At 64.6% G+C, this 16,068-nt stretch carries 15 protein-coding genes; 11 read left to right on the forward strand and 4 right to left on the reverse strand.

Features of this window, described 5'->3' with window-relative positions; translation table 11 throughout:
* The first annotated feature begins 29 nt into the window (after positions 1–29).
* Genes HMPREF2806_RS12515 through HMPREF2806_RS12540 form a run of 6 tightly spaced genes read left to right on the forward strand, consistent with a single transcriptional unit; the run spans position 30 to position 6,673 of the window.
* On the forward strand, positions 30–785 hold the full coding sequence (locus tag HMPREF2806_RS12515) for a GntR family transcriptional regulator (protein WP_070517889.1): 756 nt from the start codon (positions 30–32) through the stop codon (positions 783–785).
* Complete coding sequence (locus HMPREF2806_RS12520) at positions 785–2,203, forward strand: ABC transporter substrate-binding protein (RefSeq protein WP_070517890.1); 1,419 nt, start codon at positions 785–787, stop codon at positions 2,201–2,203. The genes HMPREF2806_RS12515 and HMPREF2806_RS12520 overlap by 1 nt, the downstream gene beginning before the upstream one ends.
* Entirely contained in the window at positions 2,200–3,105 is a 906-nt protein-coding gene (locus HMPREF2806_RS12525; RefSeq protein WP_070517891.1) for an ABC transporter permease, read from the forward strand. The genes HMPREF2806_RS12520 and HMPREF2806_RS12525 overlap by 4 nt, the downstream gene beginning before the upstream one ends.
* Complete coding sequence (locus tag HMPREF2806_RS12530) at positions 3,102–3,860, forward strand: ABC transporter permease (protein WP_010190814.1); 759 nt, start codon at positions 3,102–3,104, stop codon at positions 3,858–3,860. Before HMPREF2806_RS12525 ends, HMPREF2806_RS12530 begins: the two co-directional genes overlap by 4 nt.
* On the forward strand, positions 3,844–5,064 hold the full coding sequence (locus HMPREF2806_RS12535; RefSeq protein ID WP_070517892.1) for an ATP-binding cassette domain-containing protein: 1,221 nt from the start codon (positions 3,844–3,846) through the stop codon (positions 5,062–5,064). The genes HMPREF2806_RS12530 and HMPREF2806_RS12535 overlap by 17 nt, the downstream gene beginning before the upstream one ends.
* Positions 5,036–6,673 carry an FUSC family protein gene (locus HMPREF2806_RS12540; RefSeq protein ID WP_070517893.1) on the forward strand — a complete coding sequence of 546 codons (1,638 nt, stop codon included), beginning with the start codon at positions 5,036–5,038 and terminating at the stop codon, positions 6,671–6,673. The genes HMPREF2806_RS12535 and HMPREF2806_RS12540 overlap by 29 nt, the downstream gene beginning before the upstream one ends.
* Here the strand turns inward: HMPREF2806_RS12540 and thpR are convergent.
* Positions 6,648–7,139: an RNA 2',3'-cyclic phosphodiesterase gene (thpR, locus tag HMPREF2806_RS12545; protein ID WP_083306554.1), complete on the reverse strand. Its 492-nt coding sequence runs from the start codon at positions 7,137–7,139 to the stop codon at positions 6,648–6,650. The two genes, HMPREF2806_RS12540 and thpR, sit on opposite strands and share 26 nt — an antisense overlap.
* Positions 7,140–7,322: 183 nt before the next feature.
* Between thpR and HMPREF2806_RS12550 the strand changes: the two genes are divergently transcribed.
* Entirely contained in the window at positions 7,323–9,188 is a 1,866-nt protein-coding gene (locus HMPREF2806_RS12550; protein ID WP_070517894.1) for a BCCT family transporter, read from the forward strand.
* 111 nt (positions 9,189–9,299) lie between these two features.
* Here HMPREF2806_RS12550 and HMPREF2806_RS12560 read toward each other — a convergent pair whose 3' ends face one another.
* Positions 9,300–10,214 (reverse strand): response regulator, encoded by a 915-nt coding sequence (locus HMPREF2806_RS12560; RefSeq protein WP_232745480.1) that lies wholly within the window; start codon positions 10,212–10,214, stop codon positions 9,300–9,302.
* Positions 10,214–11,383 carry a sensor histidine kinase gene (locus HMPREF2806_RS12565; RefSeq protein ID WP_232745482.1) on the reverse strand — a complete coding sequence of 390 codons (1,170 nt, stop codon included), beginning with the start codon at positions 11,381–11,383 and terminating at the stop codon, positions 10,214–10,216. Before HMPREF2806_RS12565 ends, HMPREF2806_RS12560 begins: the two co-directional genes overlap by 1 nt.
* A gap of 88 nt (positions 11,384–11,471) precedes the next feature.
* Here HMPREF2806_RS12565 and HMPREF2806_RS12570 point away from each other — a divergent pair, with 88 nt between their 5' ends.
* From HMPREF2806_RS12570 to HMPREF2806_RS12580, 3 genes are read left to right on the forward strand one after another with little or no spacing between them, the layout of a single operon-like run.
* A complete protein-coding gene (locus HMPREF2806_RS12570) occupies positions 11,472–12,260 on the forward strand; it encodes a PrsW family glutamic-type intramembrane protease (protein ID WP_083306555.1) in 789 nt (262 codons plus the stop codon).
* Positions 12,257–12,679 (forward strand): hypothetical protein, encoded by a 423-nt coding sequence (locus tag HMPREF2806_RS12575; RefSeq protein WP_070513652.1) that lies wholly within the window; start codon positions 12,257–12,259, stop codon positions 12,677–12,679. Before HMPREF2806_RS12570 ends, HMPREF2806_RS12575 begins: the two co-directional genes overlap by 4 nt.
* Positions 12,676–13,446, forward strand: coding sequence for a PrsW family glutamic-type intramembrane protease (locus HMPREF2806_RS12580; RefSeq protein ID WP_070517897.1), 771 nt, complete (start codon positions 12,676–12,678; stop codon positions 13,444–13,446). The genes HMPREF2806_RS12575 and HMPREF2806_RS12580 overlap by 4 nt, the downstream gene beginning before the upstream one ends.
* Here HMPREF2806_RS12580 and HMPREF2806_RS12585 read toward each other — a convergent pair.
* Positions 13,382–14,749, reverse strand: coding sequence for a M20 metallopeptidase family protein (locus tag HMPREF2806_RS12585; RefSeq protein ID WP_070517898.1), 1,368 nt, complete (start codon positions 14,747–14,749; stop codon positions 13,382–13,384). The genes HMPREF2806_RS12580 and HMPREF2806_RS12585 overlap by 65 nt on opposite strands.
* A gap of 62 nt (positions 14,750–14,811) precedes the next feature.
* Between HMPREF2806_RS12585 and HMPREF2806_RS12590 the strand changes: the two genes are divergently transcribed.
* The gene (locus HMPREF2806_RS12590) at positions 14,812–15,891 is read left to right on the forward strand and encodes an alpha/beta hydrolase (protein WP_070517899.1); all 1,080 of its coding nucleotides are present in this window, start codon (positions 14,812–14,814) and stop codon (positions 15,889–15,891) included.
* The last annotated feature ends 177 nt before the right edge of the window (positions 15,892–16,068 follow it).

Raw genomic sequence — 16,068 nt, forward strand, 5'->3', positions numbered from 1 at the left:
CACAGCGTTTTACATAGAGGAGGATCCCTGTGGCCCTTCGCGGTACTCAGCAGCACAGCATTATCGCTGACTACCTGCGCACCCTCATTCGCAGCAAGAAGCTTTCCCCTGGCGATTTCCTGCCCAGCGAGGCCGAGCTCTGCGAGCAATTCTCCTCCTCCCGCGGCCCGGTGCGCCAAGCCGTCGCGGCTTTGCGCTCGGAAGGGCTCATCTCCTCCGGCCGTGGCCGCCGCTCCGTCGTCCTCGGCCGTTTTACCTCGGAGTCCTTCGATTCCATTTACTCCGTGACGCACTGGCTGCGCGAGCGCGGCTTCGAGCCCGGCGCGTCCACGTTGTGGCTGGGGCGCTGCCCTGCTACCGATAGGGAGGCCGAGTTCCTGCGGGTAGAAACCGGCTCCCCCGTTATCTTTGTGCACCGCGTGCGCAGCGCCAACGGCATGCCCATCGCCATCGAGCGCATGTTCTTCCCACTGGACGTGGGCAGCCAGATCCTCAGCTTCGATGCCGACAATGAGTCCATCCACGATCACCTGCGCAAGCAGGGCGTGGAATTCGACAGCGTCAACCGCGAGCTCTCCCTCGCCTACGCCAGCGAGGAGGATGCGCGCTCCCTCAATATCGACCCCGGCACCCCGCTGTGGCGCCTGCACCTCGACATCTCGGATCACTCCGGGCATCCCGTCGAGTGCACCGAAATCCTGTACCTCGGGGACCGCATGACGCTTGGCATGACGAACGTGCGCGGCACCACGTCCCCACTCGAGGTCAAGCTGTCGGAAGGATGATGAAGACTTGGCTGGGTGCGCTGGGGGTGGTCGTGGGGGCGTCGTTAAGCGCGTGTTCTGCCGGCTCCACGGCAGTGGTTGATTCGGATTCCTCCGCGCTGACGCTGGCCACCACGACGCCGGCGACCTCCCTGGATTTCACCACCGTCGGCGGCGCCGCCATCCCGGCAGCGCTCATGAGCAACGTCTACGAGACCCTGGTGCGCATCTCCCCGGAGGGAGAGATTGTCCCTGGGCTCGCCGAATCCTGGGAGGTGGACTCCACGCGCTACACCTTCCACCTGCGTGAGGCTTCCTTCTCCAACGGCGAGGCTTTCACCGCGCACACCGCCGCGTGGTCCATCAACGCGGTGAAGACGGAGTGGACGAACGGCATTAGCGCCCAGATGGACGTGGTGGAATCCGCCACGGCTGTCGATGATCACACGCTCCTCGTCACCCTAAGCCGTCCCTCCGCTGGGTGGTTATGGTCCATGGGCACCGCTATTGGCGCGATGCGCACCCCCACCGAAGCGGTGGGCACCGGCCCCTTTGCCGTCGCGGGCTTCTCCCCCAACGAATACATCGCGCTGCGCGCCCGCCCGGACTACTGGGGCACCCCGGCGAAGGAAGACATCACCATCCGCTACTTCCCGGATTCCCTCACCGCGGTTAACGCGCTGCGCTCCGGCGGGGTGGATGCGGTATGGGGCGTGCAGAACCCCGAGCTGCTCGACACCCTCGATGACTCCATCGAGACCGCCGTGGGCACCACGAACGGTGAGGTGCTGCTGTCCATGAATAACCAGGCAGCGCCTTTCGACGACCCCCGCGTGCGCCGCGCCGTGGCCTATGGCATCGACCGCCGGGCCGCCAACGAGATCCTCTGGGAAGGCCGCGCGCAGGACACTGGCGGAGCACCCGTCCCGCCCACTGACCCCTGGTTTAGCGGGAAGGACTACTACCCCTATGAGCCTGCGCGCGCCCGCGCGCTGATGGAGGAGGCCGGCGCGGTGGGCACGCCGCTCACTCTCACGGTGCCGAGCCTGCCCTATGCACAAACGCTCTCCGAGTTCCTCTACTCGCAGCTCACAGAGATGGGCTTTGAGGTCACGCTGGAAACCGCGGAGTTCCCCGCGGTGTGGCTGAGCCAAGTCATGGGCGCCAAGGACTATCAGATGTCGCTCGTCGCGCACGTCGAGCCGCGCGATATCCCCACCATCTTTGGCAACCCTGACTATTACCTCGGCTATGATTCGCCGCAGGCCCGCACGCTGTTGGAGCAGGATGACATGACAGGGGCCGTGGACCAGATTATGGAGGACATGCCCGCCCTGACCTTGATGAACATGCCCAATATCGTGCTCTACCGCGAGGGCCTGACCGGCCTGCAGCCGAATCAGATCACCGATGCCATTGAGTTGCGAGGTGTGCGATGAGAATCCTGCGCTTCCTCGGCACCATGTGGGCCGCCTCCATCATCATCTTCCTGCTCATGCGGGCCGTGCCCGGCAACCCGGCGCGCGTGGCCTTGGGCGTCAACGCCACGGACGAGGCCGTGGAGAAGCTGACCCACTCCATGGGCTTAGACCGCCCGCTCATCGTGCAGTACCTGGAGTGGATGAAAGGGCTGTTAACCGGCAACTTCGGAATCTCCCTGTCCTCGCAGCAGGACATCACCCCGCTGGTGATTGACCGCGCGCAGGTTACGCTGTTGCTCATTGGGCTGGCCATCGCCCTCGCCCTGGTCGGTGCTATCCCCATGGGCATCCTGCTCGCCCGCTTTCGCCTCCCCGTGCTCAATGCCGCCACGCAGCTGGGCATCGCGGTACCGAGCTTCCTCGTCGGTATTTTGCTGGTTGCCGTGTTCTCCGTGCACCTGGGATGGCTGCCGGCCAACGGCTGGCAGCTGCCGCGCGAGGGTTTAAGCCACCTGGTCCTGCCGGTTATCTCGCTGGCGCTGGTGCAAGGCGCGATGCTCACGCGCTACGTGCGCGCCACCCTCCGTGAGGAGATGGACAAGGACTACATCCGCACCGCCCGCTCCCTGGGTGAATCCCGCACCGGGGCGCTCATCCGCCACGGCCTGCGCAACGCCGCCCTGCCGGTGCTCACCGTCACCGGCGTGCAGCTGAGCACCTTGGTGGTGGGCGCGGTGGTCATCGAGAACGTCTTCGTCATCCCGGGTCTGGGCTCCATGCTTCTCGACGCCGTCTCCACCCGCGACCTCACCACCGTCCAGACCCTCATCATGGTCTTCGTGACCTTCACCCTGACCGTCAACCTGCTCACGGACCTGGCCTACCGGGTCATCGACCCAAGGCTCAAGGAGGCGCGATGAAACCCGGCTACATTCTGGTGGGCCTGACCATCCTGCTTGCCCTGGTCTCCCTGGTGTGGACGCCCTATGACCCGAACCTCATCTCCCCCGACCGCCTAGCCGGCCCCAGCCTGGAGCACCTCATGGGCACCGACCGCTTCGGGCGCGATACCTTCTCCCGCATCCTCGCCGGCGCCCAAATCACCGTGCTGGTGGGCGTGGTGGCGGTGGCCATCGCCGCGCTCATTGGCGTTCCGCTGGGTATTATCGCCGGGATGCGCGGTGGCGGTTTCATCATGGCGGCCACCGACCTGCTGCTCGCCTTCCCGGCGCTCCTGCTGGCCATCGTCGCCGGCGCGGTGTGGGGCTCGTCGACGCTCACGGCGACCATCGCCATCGGCATCGCCGGCATTCCCTCTTTCATCCGGGTCACGCGCTCCGGCACGCTGCAGATCATGACGCAGGACTATATCGCCGCCGCGCGCATTTCGCGCGTGCCGCCGGCGCTCATCGCGTGGCGCCACGTCCTGCCGAACCTCGGCGGCATCGTGGCCATCCAGGCCTCCGTCTACTTTGCGCTGGCCGTCCTCGCCGAGGCTGGCCTCTCCTACCTCGGCCTGGGTACCGCCCCGCCGACCGCCTCCTGGGGCCGCATGCTGCACGACGCCCAACCCCTCCTCGCCACCCACCCCCTCCAGGCGCTGTGGCCCGGGCTGGCGATTGCCGGCACCGTCCTCGGATTCAACCTTCTAGGAAGCCATGCTGACCGTCACTGATCTGCGCGTGGGCCCCGTCGGCCCCCTCTCCTTTTCCATCGCACCCGGCGAGCGCGTCGGCCTCATCGGCGATTCCGGCAGCGGCAAGTCCCTGACCGCCCTAGCCATCATGGGGCTGTTGCCCGACCACCTGCAAGCCACCGGATCCATTAACTTCAACGGCCAGGAGCTGCTGGGCATGCGCGACCGCGACCTGCGCAAGCTGCCGCTGGCCATGGTCTTCCAAGAACCCATGACCGCACTCGACCCGCTGATGAAGGTGCCCGGCTTCAACCGCTTCCCACACCAGCTCTCCGGCGGACAGCGCCAGCGCGCGCTCATCGAGATGGCCATGGCCCGCCGCCCCAAGCTCCTCATCTGCGATGAGCCGACCACCGCCCTGGATCCCTTCACCCAGGAGGAGATCCTCTCCACCATCGTCGATGCCGCGGACAGCGAAGACACGGCGCTGCTGTTTATTAGCCATGACCAGGACGTCGTCAAGCGCGTGTGCGACCGCGTCGTGCGCATCGGTGAGCTCACCACTCCCGACCTCACCCCGCCGCCCATGCCCACCCTGGGCGAGCCCGTCATCGAGCTTAAGAACGTGACCAAGGCCTACCGCGGGGTCACCGCGCTGGACGACGTCTCCCTCACCGTCCGCGAGGGCGAACGCCTCGGCATCGTCGGCGGTTCCGGCTCCGGCAAATCCACGCTGCTCAAGCTTCTCACGGGGCTGGCGCAGCCGACCTCGGGGACGGTGGCAGTGAAGAAGCGCGTGCACATGGTCTTCCAGGACCCCAAGGGCTCGCTCAACCCGCGCATGCCCATCTGGAAGATCGTGGCCGAAGGCGGCGGGACGCGCGAAGATGCCGAGGCGGTGCTCCGGGAGGTCGGCATCGACGGCTTCGAGCGCTATCCCCGGGACTTCTCCGGCGGGCAGCGCCAACGTATTTCGCTGGCGCGCGCCGTGGTGGGCAAGCCGGAGATCCTGCTGGCGGATGAGGCAGTCTCGGCACTGGACGCCACCTCGCGGGCCCAGGTCCTCGAGTTATTGCAGCGCGTGACGAAGGACATGACGCTGGTTTTCGTCTCCCACGACATCGACGTCGTGCGCCACTTATGCCCCACGGTGGCGGTCCTGCAGGACGGCCGACTGGTCGAGCACGGCGAAGCGAGTAAGGTGTTCTCCCGATATGGAACACCCTCTGCCGCAACGTCCTAACGCACTTCAGCTCTTTACCGCCTTCAACACCTCCGCGCGCCGCTGGCCCGGTGCTCTGCGCGCAGCGTTGGCGATCATTATCCCCGGCGGGATCGCTGTAGTGACGGGCCACCCGGATGCGGTGCTGCTCATTTCCGCCGGCGCCTTCTCCGTCATCTACGGCGAGGGACACCCCTACCGCACCCGGCGCCGCGTGATCCTGACGGCCGGTGGGTTGCTCACGCTGGCGGCCACAGCCGGCTCCCTCGTCGGGGTGCATGGCCTGGCGCTGTCCGCGGTGTTTACGGTGGTGCTGGCGACAACCGGCGCGTTCGTGCAGAATGCGCTGCGGCTGCCGCCGCCGGGTTCCTTCTTCATCGTGATGGTGGCCGGCGGCTCCACGATGCTGCGCGGGGTCTCGCCCTGGGAGGTGGCCGCATGGAGCCTGGCCGGCGTGTTGGTCAGCTACGTGCTGGGCATGCTGCCGCGCTTTCGGGATCCGCACGGCCCGGAGACCCGCGCGGTGGCCGCGTTGGAGAAGGCCGCCGATGCCTTCGTGAACTCCGATAGCGATTTCCTGGCTCGCCACCACCAGGCGCAGTCCGCCATTTCCACGGCGTGGCAAGCGCTTGCCGACGCCGGCGTCATCCGCGGCGGCCGCATCCGCCACCCCGCCCAGGCGGAGCTGGTGCACCGCGCGCTGGCCGCGCAGCAGCGCATCGTGGCGCACCACAAGCAGGTCGGCGGCAACTCGGATGAGCTGTCTGATTCCCCCACCTACGTGGACCCGGACCGCACCACCATCCCGCACACCAAGCCGACGATGCGCTACCGCTTCTACCGCGCCGCGGTGGGCAATTCCCACGCGGTGGTAACAGCGGAAAAGATCGCGCTCGGTGGCCTGGCCACCGCGTTCATTGGCATGGCGCTGGGGCTCAACCGCCCGGACTGGGGCGCGGTCTCGGTGCTCCTGCTCTTGCAGTGGGGGCCGGACCGGGTTCCGGGAACGATTCGCGGTGTGCAACGTATGCTGGGCTCCGTCTTAGGCGTGTGCGTCTTTGCGCTCATTGCCTCTTTCAGCCCGCACGGCTGGGGGTTGGTGCTCGCGCTGGCCTTCTGCCAGTTCTGCGCAGAGATTCTGGTGGTGAAGAACTACGCGCTGTGCGTTATCTTCTCCACGCCGCTTGCTTTGCTCATGGGCAACTCTTCGGAGCACATGGCCCACACCATCGGCTCGCGCATGGCGGAGATTGGACTCTCCGTGGTCGTGGCGATGCTCTTCCTGTGGCTGTGGAAGCCGCGCGCCCAGCTGATCAACCACTACCGCCTGCAAACGCGCTGCTTCGAGGCGATGGCCGCCCTGCTGGGCGCGCTGTTGATTAAGACCCCGGAAGAGGCACTCGCACAGCGCCGCGACCTGCACTACGAGCTGCTCTCGGAACGCCGCAGCATCCAGTCGCTGGCGACCAATCATTCCGATATCAGCCAGTTCTGGGAGCGCCACACGGCCCTGCAAACCGCCGGCTACTTCCTCCTCGACTTCTGCGTGGTCAACCCGCTCACGCAGCCCAGCCGCGCGGAACTGGATACGCTGATTGAAAAGATCACCGCAGCGGAAATGCGTCAATGACCTCATAGCGGGGCCCACCGCCGCGCCCCTCTCCCAAGAAAGATTGGACGAGGCTGATTTCCGTGGCCTCGAACTCGGGCCCGCGGTAGACGCTCAGCGCGTGCACCGCATCCGGGATGAGCCACGGATCCCGCGTCCGCCTCCCCGCCCGGGCCAGCGTGAGGTGTGGGCGCGAGGGCTCAAGCATGAGATGTTTGACCTGCCCTTTGACACCTGCCCACAGCACCTGTTTCTCAAAAGAGCCAGCCCCGCTCAGGCTCAGCGTGAGCGGCCCCGCTTCGATGCCGCGCAGCGCCTCGCGGACCTCCACTGCGTCATTGGGCTGTTCCCCGAAAAAGTCGAGGGTGATGTGCCAGTTATCCGGGTCCGCCCACCGCAACCCGTTGTCCTTGAGCGGGCGCACAGCCCGTACGAGGTGCTCACGGGCCTCCGCGGAGGGAAAGAGGGCGCTGAAAAGGCGAATCATTTCACCGACAGCAAAAGGTTCGGATCGAGTACGTGTTCCTCCACGAGTTCGAAGAGAGCGAAGGCTTCCTCCAGCTCACGGACATTCTCATCAAAATTAGGCAGCGACATGGCATTCCAATCGACGCAGAAATAAGTGTCTTCATCCTAGCTCACAACACTGTCATTTCGCGCACCTGCGATAATGGTCACCATGAACTCTCGACAAGCCACCGGTCCCCCAGTAGGCATCTATCCCCACGACATGCACCCGGGCTTGGTCCCTGGCATCGGCGTGGAGGACCAACGCAACGCTTTCGCCCTCGACAAAATCACCTTTTTCAGCACCGCTACCTTCGTCGTAGCCTTCATCGTGTGGGGCATTAGCTCGCCAGAATCCGTCTCGGCCGCATCCTCCTCCGCCTTTTCCTGGGCCATCACGAACGCCGGGTGGCTGCTCAACATCACCATGATGATGGCCGTAGCCACCATGCTCTACATCGGTTGCTCCCGCCTAGGCCGCATCAAGCTCGGTACCGATGACGAAGAGCCTGAGTTCGGCTGGTTTAGCTGGGTCGCCATGATGTTTGGCGCCGGCATCGGCGTCGGCATCTTCTTCTACGGCCCGTCAGAGCCGCTGTCGCACTACCTCACCCCGCCGCCGCACACCGTCGACGGCAACAGCGTCGAGGCCCTGCACCAGGCCATGGCCCAGGCGCACTACCACTGGGGAATCTCGCCCTGGGCAGCCTATGCCCTCGTCGGCGGCGCCATCGCCTATTCCTCCTACCGCCGCGGACGCGTCCCTCTGGTGTCCTCGATTTTCAAGCCGCTGTTCGGCTCCCGCGATACCGACGGCCCGCTGGGCAAGCTTATCGACGTCCTCGCCCTCGTCGCCACGCTCTTCGGCACCGCCGCCACACTGGGTCTTTCCGCCATCCAGATCGGCCAAGGCGTCTCCATCATCCGTGGTGCCGGCCCGCTGACCAACTCCGTGCTCATCGTGATCATTGCGGTCCTGGGCTGCGGTTTCATCATCTCGGCGGTCTCGGGTGTCTCCCGCGGCGTGCGCTATCTCTCTAATTTCAACATCACGGTGACACTCGGCTTGGTCATCTTTGTCTTCTTCACCGGTCCGACCTTGCTCCTGCTCAATCTCGTGCCCTCCGGCATCGTGACCTACATCGACCAGCTTTTGCCGATGATGGCCAAAGGCCTGTCCTGGGGCGATGAAACCGTCGAGTTCCAGTCCTACTGGACTGCGTTCTACTGGGCGTGGTGGATTGCCTGGACGCCGTTCGTCGGCATGTTCGTGGCCCGTATCTCCCGTGGCCGCACGCTGCGCGAATTCACGGCCGTGACCGTCTTCGCCCCTTCCCTCATCCTCATCCTGGCCTTCACCATCTTCGGCGGCACGGCCATTACCTTCCAGCGCGAAGAACTACCCAGCTTTGATGGCTCCGCCTCCGGCGAGCAGGTTCTTTTCGCCATGTTCGACAACCTGCCGCTGAGCAGCATCACGCCTTTCATTTTGATCCTGGTGCTGGCGGTCTTCTTCATCACCTCTGCGGATTCCGCATCGGTCATCATGGGAACCATGTCCTCCAAGGGCGACCCCGCTCCTAACAAATTCATCGTCATCTTCTGGGGCCTGTGCATGATGGGCATTGCCGTAGTCATGCTTCTCACCGGCGGCGAGGACGTGCTCACCGGCCTGCAGAACCTGACCATCCTCTCGGCGCTGCCTTTCTGCATCGTGCTGCTCGTCATGATGGTGGCCTTCATCAAGGACCTGCGCTCCGACCCGATGTTCATCCGTCGCGCCTACGCGCGCGCCGCGGTGGAAAACGCCGTCGTGCGCGGCATCGAGGAGCACGGCGATGACTTCGAGCTCACCGTCGAGCACGCCGACGAAGGCCGCGGTGCCGGCTCCGACTTCGATTCCTCAGCGCACCGTTACACGGACTGGTACCAGCGCACCGATGAAAAGGGCGAGAATGTAGACTACGACTTCGACACCGATACCTGGGCCGATGGCTACGACCCGAACTCTGAACAGAAGGAGACCTAAGTGGGCATCCCCGACGATGTCGTCCTCGACGGCTACACGCTTATCGAACAGCACGAAGTGGACCACGAGTTCCTCATCAATGGCTCGCCGCTCGCCGTGGATACGCCTCTGCTATTCGCACTCACGATTGTTGGTGTTCTCCTCGTGGCGGCCAGCTTCTTCCTGCGCAGGCCGGGCCGCATCATCGCCGGGCTCTTGGGCGCGATCCTGACGCTGACCAAGCTGTGGTGGATGCCCATTGCACTTGCCCGCCAGTTCAACGACAGCCAGGTCTTCGGCTACGCGCTGAAGTACTACCCCCAGTACTGGCCGGCGGCGTCCATCATCGTGATCGTCATCGCGCTGCTCGGCCTCGCCTCCGCGTTTATCCGCCGGCGCTAGCGCGATTCCAACACCGCAATCGCGATGTGCACCCGGTTGGTGCCACCAAGCTTGTCCAGGATGTGCTTGATGTGGGGTTTTCACCGTCGTAACTGACACGTAGAGCTGCCCCGCGATTTCCTGGTTGTCTAGGCCCTGGGCCACTAACTCCGCCACCTCGTTCTCGCGCTGGCTTAAGCCCTCCAGCGGGCGGGGCCCAGGCGCCTTTGTCTCTGCCGGCGCGGGCTCGGGGTGCTTGAGCGCCAGCAGATTCTTCAGGGCCTTCGGGCTCAGCAGCTGCTGCCCCGTGGCCGCAGCGCGCACCGCCGAGACTAGGCCCTCCGGCTCGATGGTCTTGAGCAGAAAGCCCATCGCGCCGGCGTGCAGCGCATCCACGATGAACTCATCCGTATCGAAGGCGGTGAGCATGCCCACCGGGATATCCGGCGCGCTCGCGCGCAGCTGCCCAGCCGCCTCGATGCCGTCCATGACGGGCATTCGGATGTCCATGAGAACGACATCCGGTTGCAGGTCCAGCACGCGGGCCACGCCATCGCGCCCATTGCTGGCCTCGGCCACCACCTCGATGTCTGCGGCGCCCTCCAGGATGAACCGAATGCCGCGGCGCAGCGCCTGCTCATCATCGACTAATACCACTGAAATCATTACGCGCGTGCCTCCTCAGGGAGTTCGAGGACCCAGGTGAAGGTGGAGGCGTCGTCAAGCACTGTGAAGGTACCTCCCGCCAGCCGGGCGCGTTCCTCCAGACCTAGCAGGCCGTTGCCGCCACCCGACTCCGGCTGGTGCGCCACCTTCTTGTTCTGCATGGTCACCCGCACCTTACCTTCCTCGTTGTCCACGCTGAGCGTCACCTTCTTCCCCGGCGCGTACTTGCGCGCGTTGGTCAGCCCCTCCTGCACGGCGCGGCCCAGCGTGTGGGCGGCTAGTGTGCTCAGCTTATCGACATCCCCCTTCTCATAGCGCACCTTCGTCCCCGTCGCACGTGCGCGCTCGATGTGTTCCTCGATGCTCGCGCGCGGATCCACCCTGTCATCCACGCGCAGCGCCTTGATCACCCCGCGCAGGTCCTCCACGGCGGCCTTGGCCTCCGACTGGATGGTTCCCGCCGCCTCAGCGACGCGCTCCGGGTCGGCATCCTTGCGGTAGTTCAGGCCACCCGCGTACACGGAAATAAGGCTGAGCCGATGCGAGAGGGAATCGTGGATATCGCGGGCAATGCGGTTGCGTTCCTCCAGGCGCGCCCGCTCCTCGCGCGAGCGCAGCTGGTCCTCATTAAGCTCCGCCAAGCTCACCAGCGTGACCTCGCGCTGGCGGCGCTGCGCGCGCACCGAGCCCGTAATCCAGGCAACGATAAGAAAGAGGCTTCCATAGAACACGTAACCAAAGGGATCGAAGATGTTCATCCGAATGTAAGGCACAGAGATAACGGTCACACACGAGGCCACGAAGACCGCCGTCCCCGCCAGGGACCACCGCAATCGGCCGCGCGAGATGATTGAAATCAACACCACCAGCACTGACAGCGACAGTGGGCGAAACCCGCCTAGTACCAGGACGAGCAGAGCCGCAATCAGCACCACCGGGTGGCCGGGGTACTCCTCGTGGATGTTGCGCTCCCGCCGTGAGTGGTGCAGGGCGAAGGGCAGCAGAATCCACGTGGCGAAGCTAAATAGACCCATCAAGCCCATAACAAGGGCTTCCTGATCCGTCCCCTCGAAGTTTTCGATATGGGGGATCCATGCCGCCAAATCCGCCACCACGCAGAGCAGAATGAGCAGCACCGTGATCCACAGTGGTCGCGTCTTTCTCGTCATGGTTGCCACGATAGTTCTCCCTGCGTTCCGGAAAATCCTCCCTGCGGAGGATACCGGCACCCCAAGCCCGGTTCATAACCTAAACCGCATGAGAAGAACACAGACTTTGTACGAACTGCTCACCGCCGCCGGACTGGTGTTCGTCGCTTATGATTTCTCCCACGGCGCTTTCGTCACTACCAGCGCGCTCGCCGCAGTGTTGTACGCGGCCGTGGCAATCGGTCTCACGTTGCTGATTTTGCGCAAGCACCCGGGCATTGCGCACGGGGTGGTGTGGGGTATTGCGGTCTCCACTGTCGCCGGCCAGCTCAACGAGAACATGTACCACCTCCTCATCCGCACGGTCCCAGACTGGCTGGTCATCGCTGGCATCGCCCCACTCACCGAGGAAGTCCTCAAATTCCTCGGCGTCATCTTCATTTGCACCTGCGTCATCCGGTCCCGCCACTGGGCGGACTACGTTTTCGTCGGCGTGGCCGTGGGGATGGGTTTTAGCGTGAGCGAAAACGCCGTCTACTACGCCAACATGACGCTGGAGAACCTCGATTCTGATCTCAGGGGAACGTTGCTGGCGCTCCTTGTCCGCTTCATCGCGAACCCGCTCATGCACTCCTTTTTCACCGGCATCGCAGCATATGGACTCTCCCGCAGGCAACCGGTGCGTTGGCTGCTTATCGCCATGGCGGTGCACTTCACGGCCAATTTCGGCCCGTCTATCTCTACCGCGTTTGACGACGCCCTCTGGCCCATCTTCCCTACCTTCCTCATCCTCATCGGCCTGTGGGTCGCCACGATTGTCAGCATTGTGAAACTCCGCAAAATCCTCCCTGCGGAGGATACCGGCGCAAAATCGCAGCTCTTAGGGTCAAAAGCATGAGAAACACACTGATTTATTCCTGCATCGGCGTCCTCGCCGCAGTACCGCTTGCCGACGCCCTCCTCCCCGACCCCACTCCCGACACCACGCCCGTACGCGGTATCCCGGGGCTTGAATGCCCGGAGGATCCGTACGCCTCCTCGCAGACCTGGAACTGCGGTGGTGCGACCATCATTTCTGAGGAAGGCAGCTCCTCCCACGAGGTCGAGACCTACCTGCCGCGGCAGCACCGTTCCTTCATCGGGACGCGCGCGCTCACCGACGCCCCCATCACCACCCAGGCGCCAGAGCTCTACCGCGTCGAGGACGGCGACGGCATCACGCTGGCTCACCCGCACGACAACACCATCTCCTTCCTGTATATCGAGGGCCCGAAGGCAAGTGACTTCGCCGACCGGGTTCAGAAGGAGGAAGCTTGAAGTACCTGTACTATCTGCTGACCCTCGGCGCGCTGGCCGTGTCCGCCTTCCACTACACCCGCGAACCCTTCCTACCCGCCAGCGCGCTGACTGCTGTGGTCTTCGCCGCCGTACTCGTCTCCCTCACGCTGTTCCTCCTGCGCCGCCGGCCGGGAATTGCCCACGGCGTGGTGTGGGGCTTCGCGGTCTCCGGGCTCGCCGTGGAGCTCAATACGAACATGACACACCTCCTTGCCCGCGCGGGCCTGGACTGGCTGGGCGCTGCCGGGTACGCGCCGCTCACCGAAGAAGTGCTGAAATTCCTCGGCGTGATTCTCATTTGCACCTGCGTCACCCGGCCCCGTAGCTGGCTCGACTACGTCTTCGTGGGCGTGGCCGTGGGCCTCGGTTTCACTGCGGGTGAGGACGCTACCGCCTTCGCGCGCATGACGGTGGATAACCTCGATTCGGATACCGCCGGGGCAATCGCGGCGGTGGTTATCCGATTGGTATCCAACCCGCTCTCCCACTCGCTATTCACCGGGCTTAGCGCCTATGGCCTATCCCAGAAACAGCCGATGCGCTGGCTCATTGCCGCCATCGCGGTGCACGTGACGAACAACCTCTTCCCGTCGCTAAGCACCGCGTTCGACGACGCCATCTGGCCCGTGCTCGCCGGCATGGTCGTCGTGCTAGCCGTGTGGGTAGCCACCATCTGGGGCACTATTGCGCTGCGGAAGAACGCGGCTGCGCATCCGACCCCGTCCCCTGCACCGGCGCACGCATAGCCTTCGTGGCCGGGGAGGGATGGGCGTCCTCGGCGGCGAGGCGCTCAAAGGCCACCGCCGCCAGGGCCGCGGCTTGGTCTCCCAGAACAGAATCATCGAAGCGCACCAGCGGCGAATGGTTCCACTCGCGCATGTGCTCCGGGGTGTGCGGATCACCGGTGCCGAACCACATGAACGTGCCCGGCACCTGGGATAGCACCGCGCCGAAGTCCTCCGAGGCCATCATTGGTGTGTCCATGGTCAGTACGTTTTCCGCCCCGAACATTCCGGCCCACAACGACGCCGCGAACTGGTCCTCGCGCGGTGAGGTCTTCGTGGCCGAATACAAAACCTCAAAGTCCACCTTCGCGGTACAACGGTGCGAGGCCGCCACGGAGCTCGAGACCTCGATGATCATCTGGCGGACGGCGTCGATGTGTTCGTCGCGAAGCACGCGCACCGTCGCGCCCAGCTCCGCCTTGTCCGGGATGACGTTGACCGCACCGTCGCCCGCGCGCAGGTTGGTCACCGTGATGACAATCGGCGAGTTCGCGTCGAAGCGCCGGGTCAGCGCCACCTGCAGCGCCACCTGGATCTCCGCCAAGGCGGCAACCGGATCAATCGCATCGTGCGGGCGTGAACCATGCCCGCCCTTGCCGTAGACGGTGATACCCAGGTTCGAGGACGAGGCCATCATCGGCCCGGCGATGTGATGGAAGGTACCCCGATCCTGCGGGCCGACGTGCAGGCCGTAGGCGGCAATGGGGCGGCGGCCAGCAGCGTCGAGCACGCCCTCATCAATCATCGGCTGCGCACCACCCGGGCCTTCCTCGCCCGGCTGGAACATGAAGATGACATCGCCCAACAGCTCCTCGCGGTGGCGGCAGAGCATCTTGACCGCGCCGATAAGCCCCGCCGTGTGCAGGTCGTGGCCACACGCATGCATGTTGTTATTCGTCGAAGCGAAAGGACTGCCCGTTTGTTCGCGCACCGGAAGGCCGTCCATGTCCGCACGCAGCAGCACCGACACGGGGCGCTCGCCGCGCTTGCCGCCACGCAGCACCGCGACGACCGAGCTGAGGTCACGGCCGAGATGAATCTCCAGCGGTAGGCCTTTAAGGGCTTCGAGCACCTTCTCCTGGGTGCGCGGCAGGTGCAGCCCCACCTCCGGGTTCTGGTGCAAATCGCGGCGGAACTCCTGCAACTCCGGAAGCAACTCCCGGCCTTCCTCCACGAACACCTGGCTGGCCAACCGCTCCCCCAGCTTGGCCGAAACCATCGGAAGCGGTGGCAATTGCTGACGGTGGCGCGGGGCCATCTTCATGGTGTCATCCTTTCCGAGCATGTGCGCCGAGCATACCGGAATCTGTATTAAGGTAGCCGTTTATGAAGCTCTTCTCCGCGCTGGTGGCCAGCTCCCTGATGTTCACGCCCGGCTCCTCCTACCAACTGTCGAGCCGCGACGAGGCCTCATCGCAGTGGGCCGTGGACACCATGTTCAACGTCATCGATGGCTTGGGTACCTCCTCCCACCTACTCACCGACGCATGGTCTACGGAGCAGGAAGAGTACCCGTACCCGATTAAAGAAATCGACGAGGTCTCCCTCGTGGAGCGGCGCGCCACCGACGAACCTGGCCGCGAGAAGTGGATCGTGTCTTCGCCGTCGATGGGGCGCGATATTCCCGTCGACGTCGTCGTGGGCAACGGCGGGCCCGTTGTGTACTTTCTCGAGGGCGTAGATTCCCCGGAGACCTCGAACTGGATCACCAAGGGCCACGTGCGCCGCGTGTTTGGGGATACGGATGCGAGCGTGGTGATTCCGTCGCAAGGCGCAGGTTCCATGTGGACCGACTGGAGAGAGGACGACCCCAAGCTGGGGCGCCACAAGTGGGAAACTTTTGTCACCACCGAACTCGCCCCCGTCGTGGAAGCGGAGCTCAACCACAACGGCAAGCGCGGGCTCATTGGATTGTCCATGGGAGCGTCGGGCGCGGTGATGATGGCGAACAACAACCCGGGTTTCTTTAATGGCGTGGCGGGAATTTCCGGCTGCTATTCCACCACCAGCCAGGTGGGCCAGGGCACGGTGGACTTGACGGTGCGCACCAAGGGCGGCGACCCAACGAACATGTGGGGCCCGCGCGGTTCGGAGGATTGGCTACGCAATGACGTCATGTCCCACCCGGAGGGGCTGCGCGGCACGGCGCTGTACCTCGCCGCGGCCTCGGGCGCATGGACAGACGAGGAACTGGCGGCCTACCCCGGAAAGTCCGTCAATGACCGCATCGGGGGCACCCTTTTAGAGGCCGGCTCGCGTCGCTGTACGGAGGAGTTTTCTGCCGCGCTTGCCGACGCCTCCATCCCCCACACCACCGACTATCTCACCGAAGGCACCCACGACTGGGTGATGTTTGGCAAGCAATTGCAGCCGGCGTGGGATGCGATTAAATCAGCGCTGTACTAGCGACGCCCCACCCGCTTCGCTTCCGCGTCGGCTTACTCTCGCGCGTTTCCCGAGCCCGTGATTGGCGCTTATCCCGACCTGTCCCCCGTCACCCGTGGCGCACCCCTTCTAAGTAGGAATTTTGTTCTTCCGGTTGCGGGGTCGCGGGTGCTGGTTTAATCTTCGTGCCCATGGGGG

This window comes from Corynebacterium sp. HMSC076G08 (assembly GCF_001811515.1).
Lineage (GTDB): Bacteria > Actinomycetota > Actinomycetes > Mycobacteriales > Mycobacteriaceae > Corynebacterium > Corynebacterium hiratae.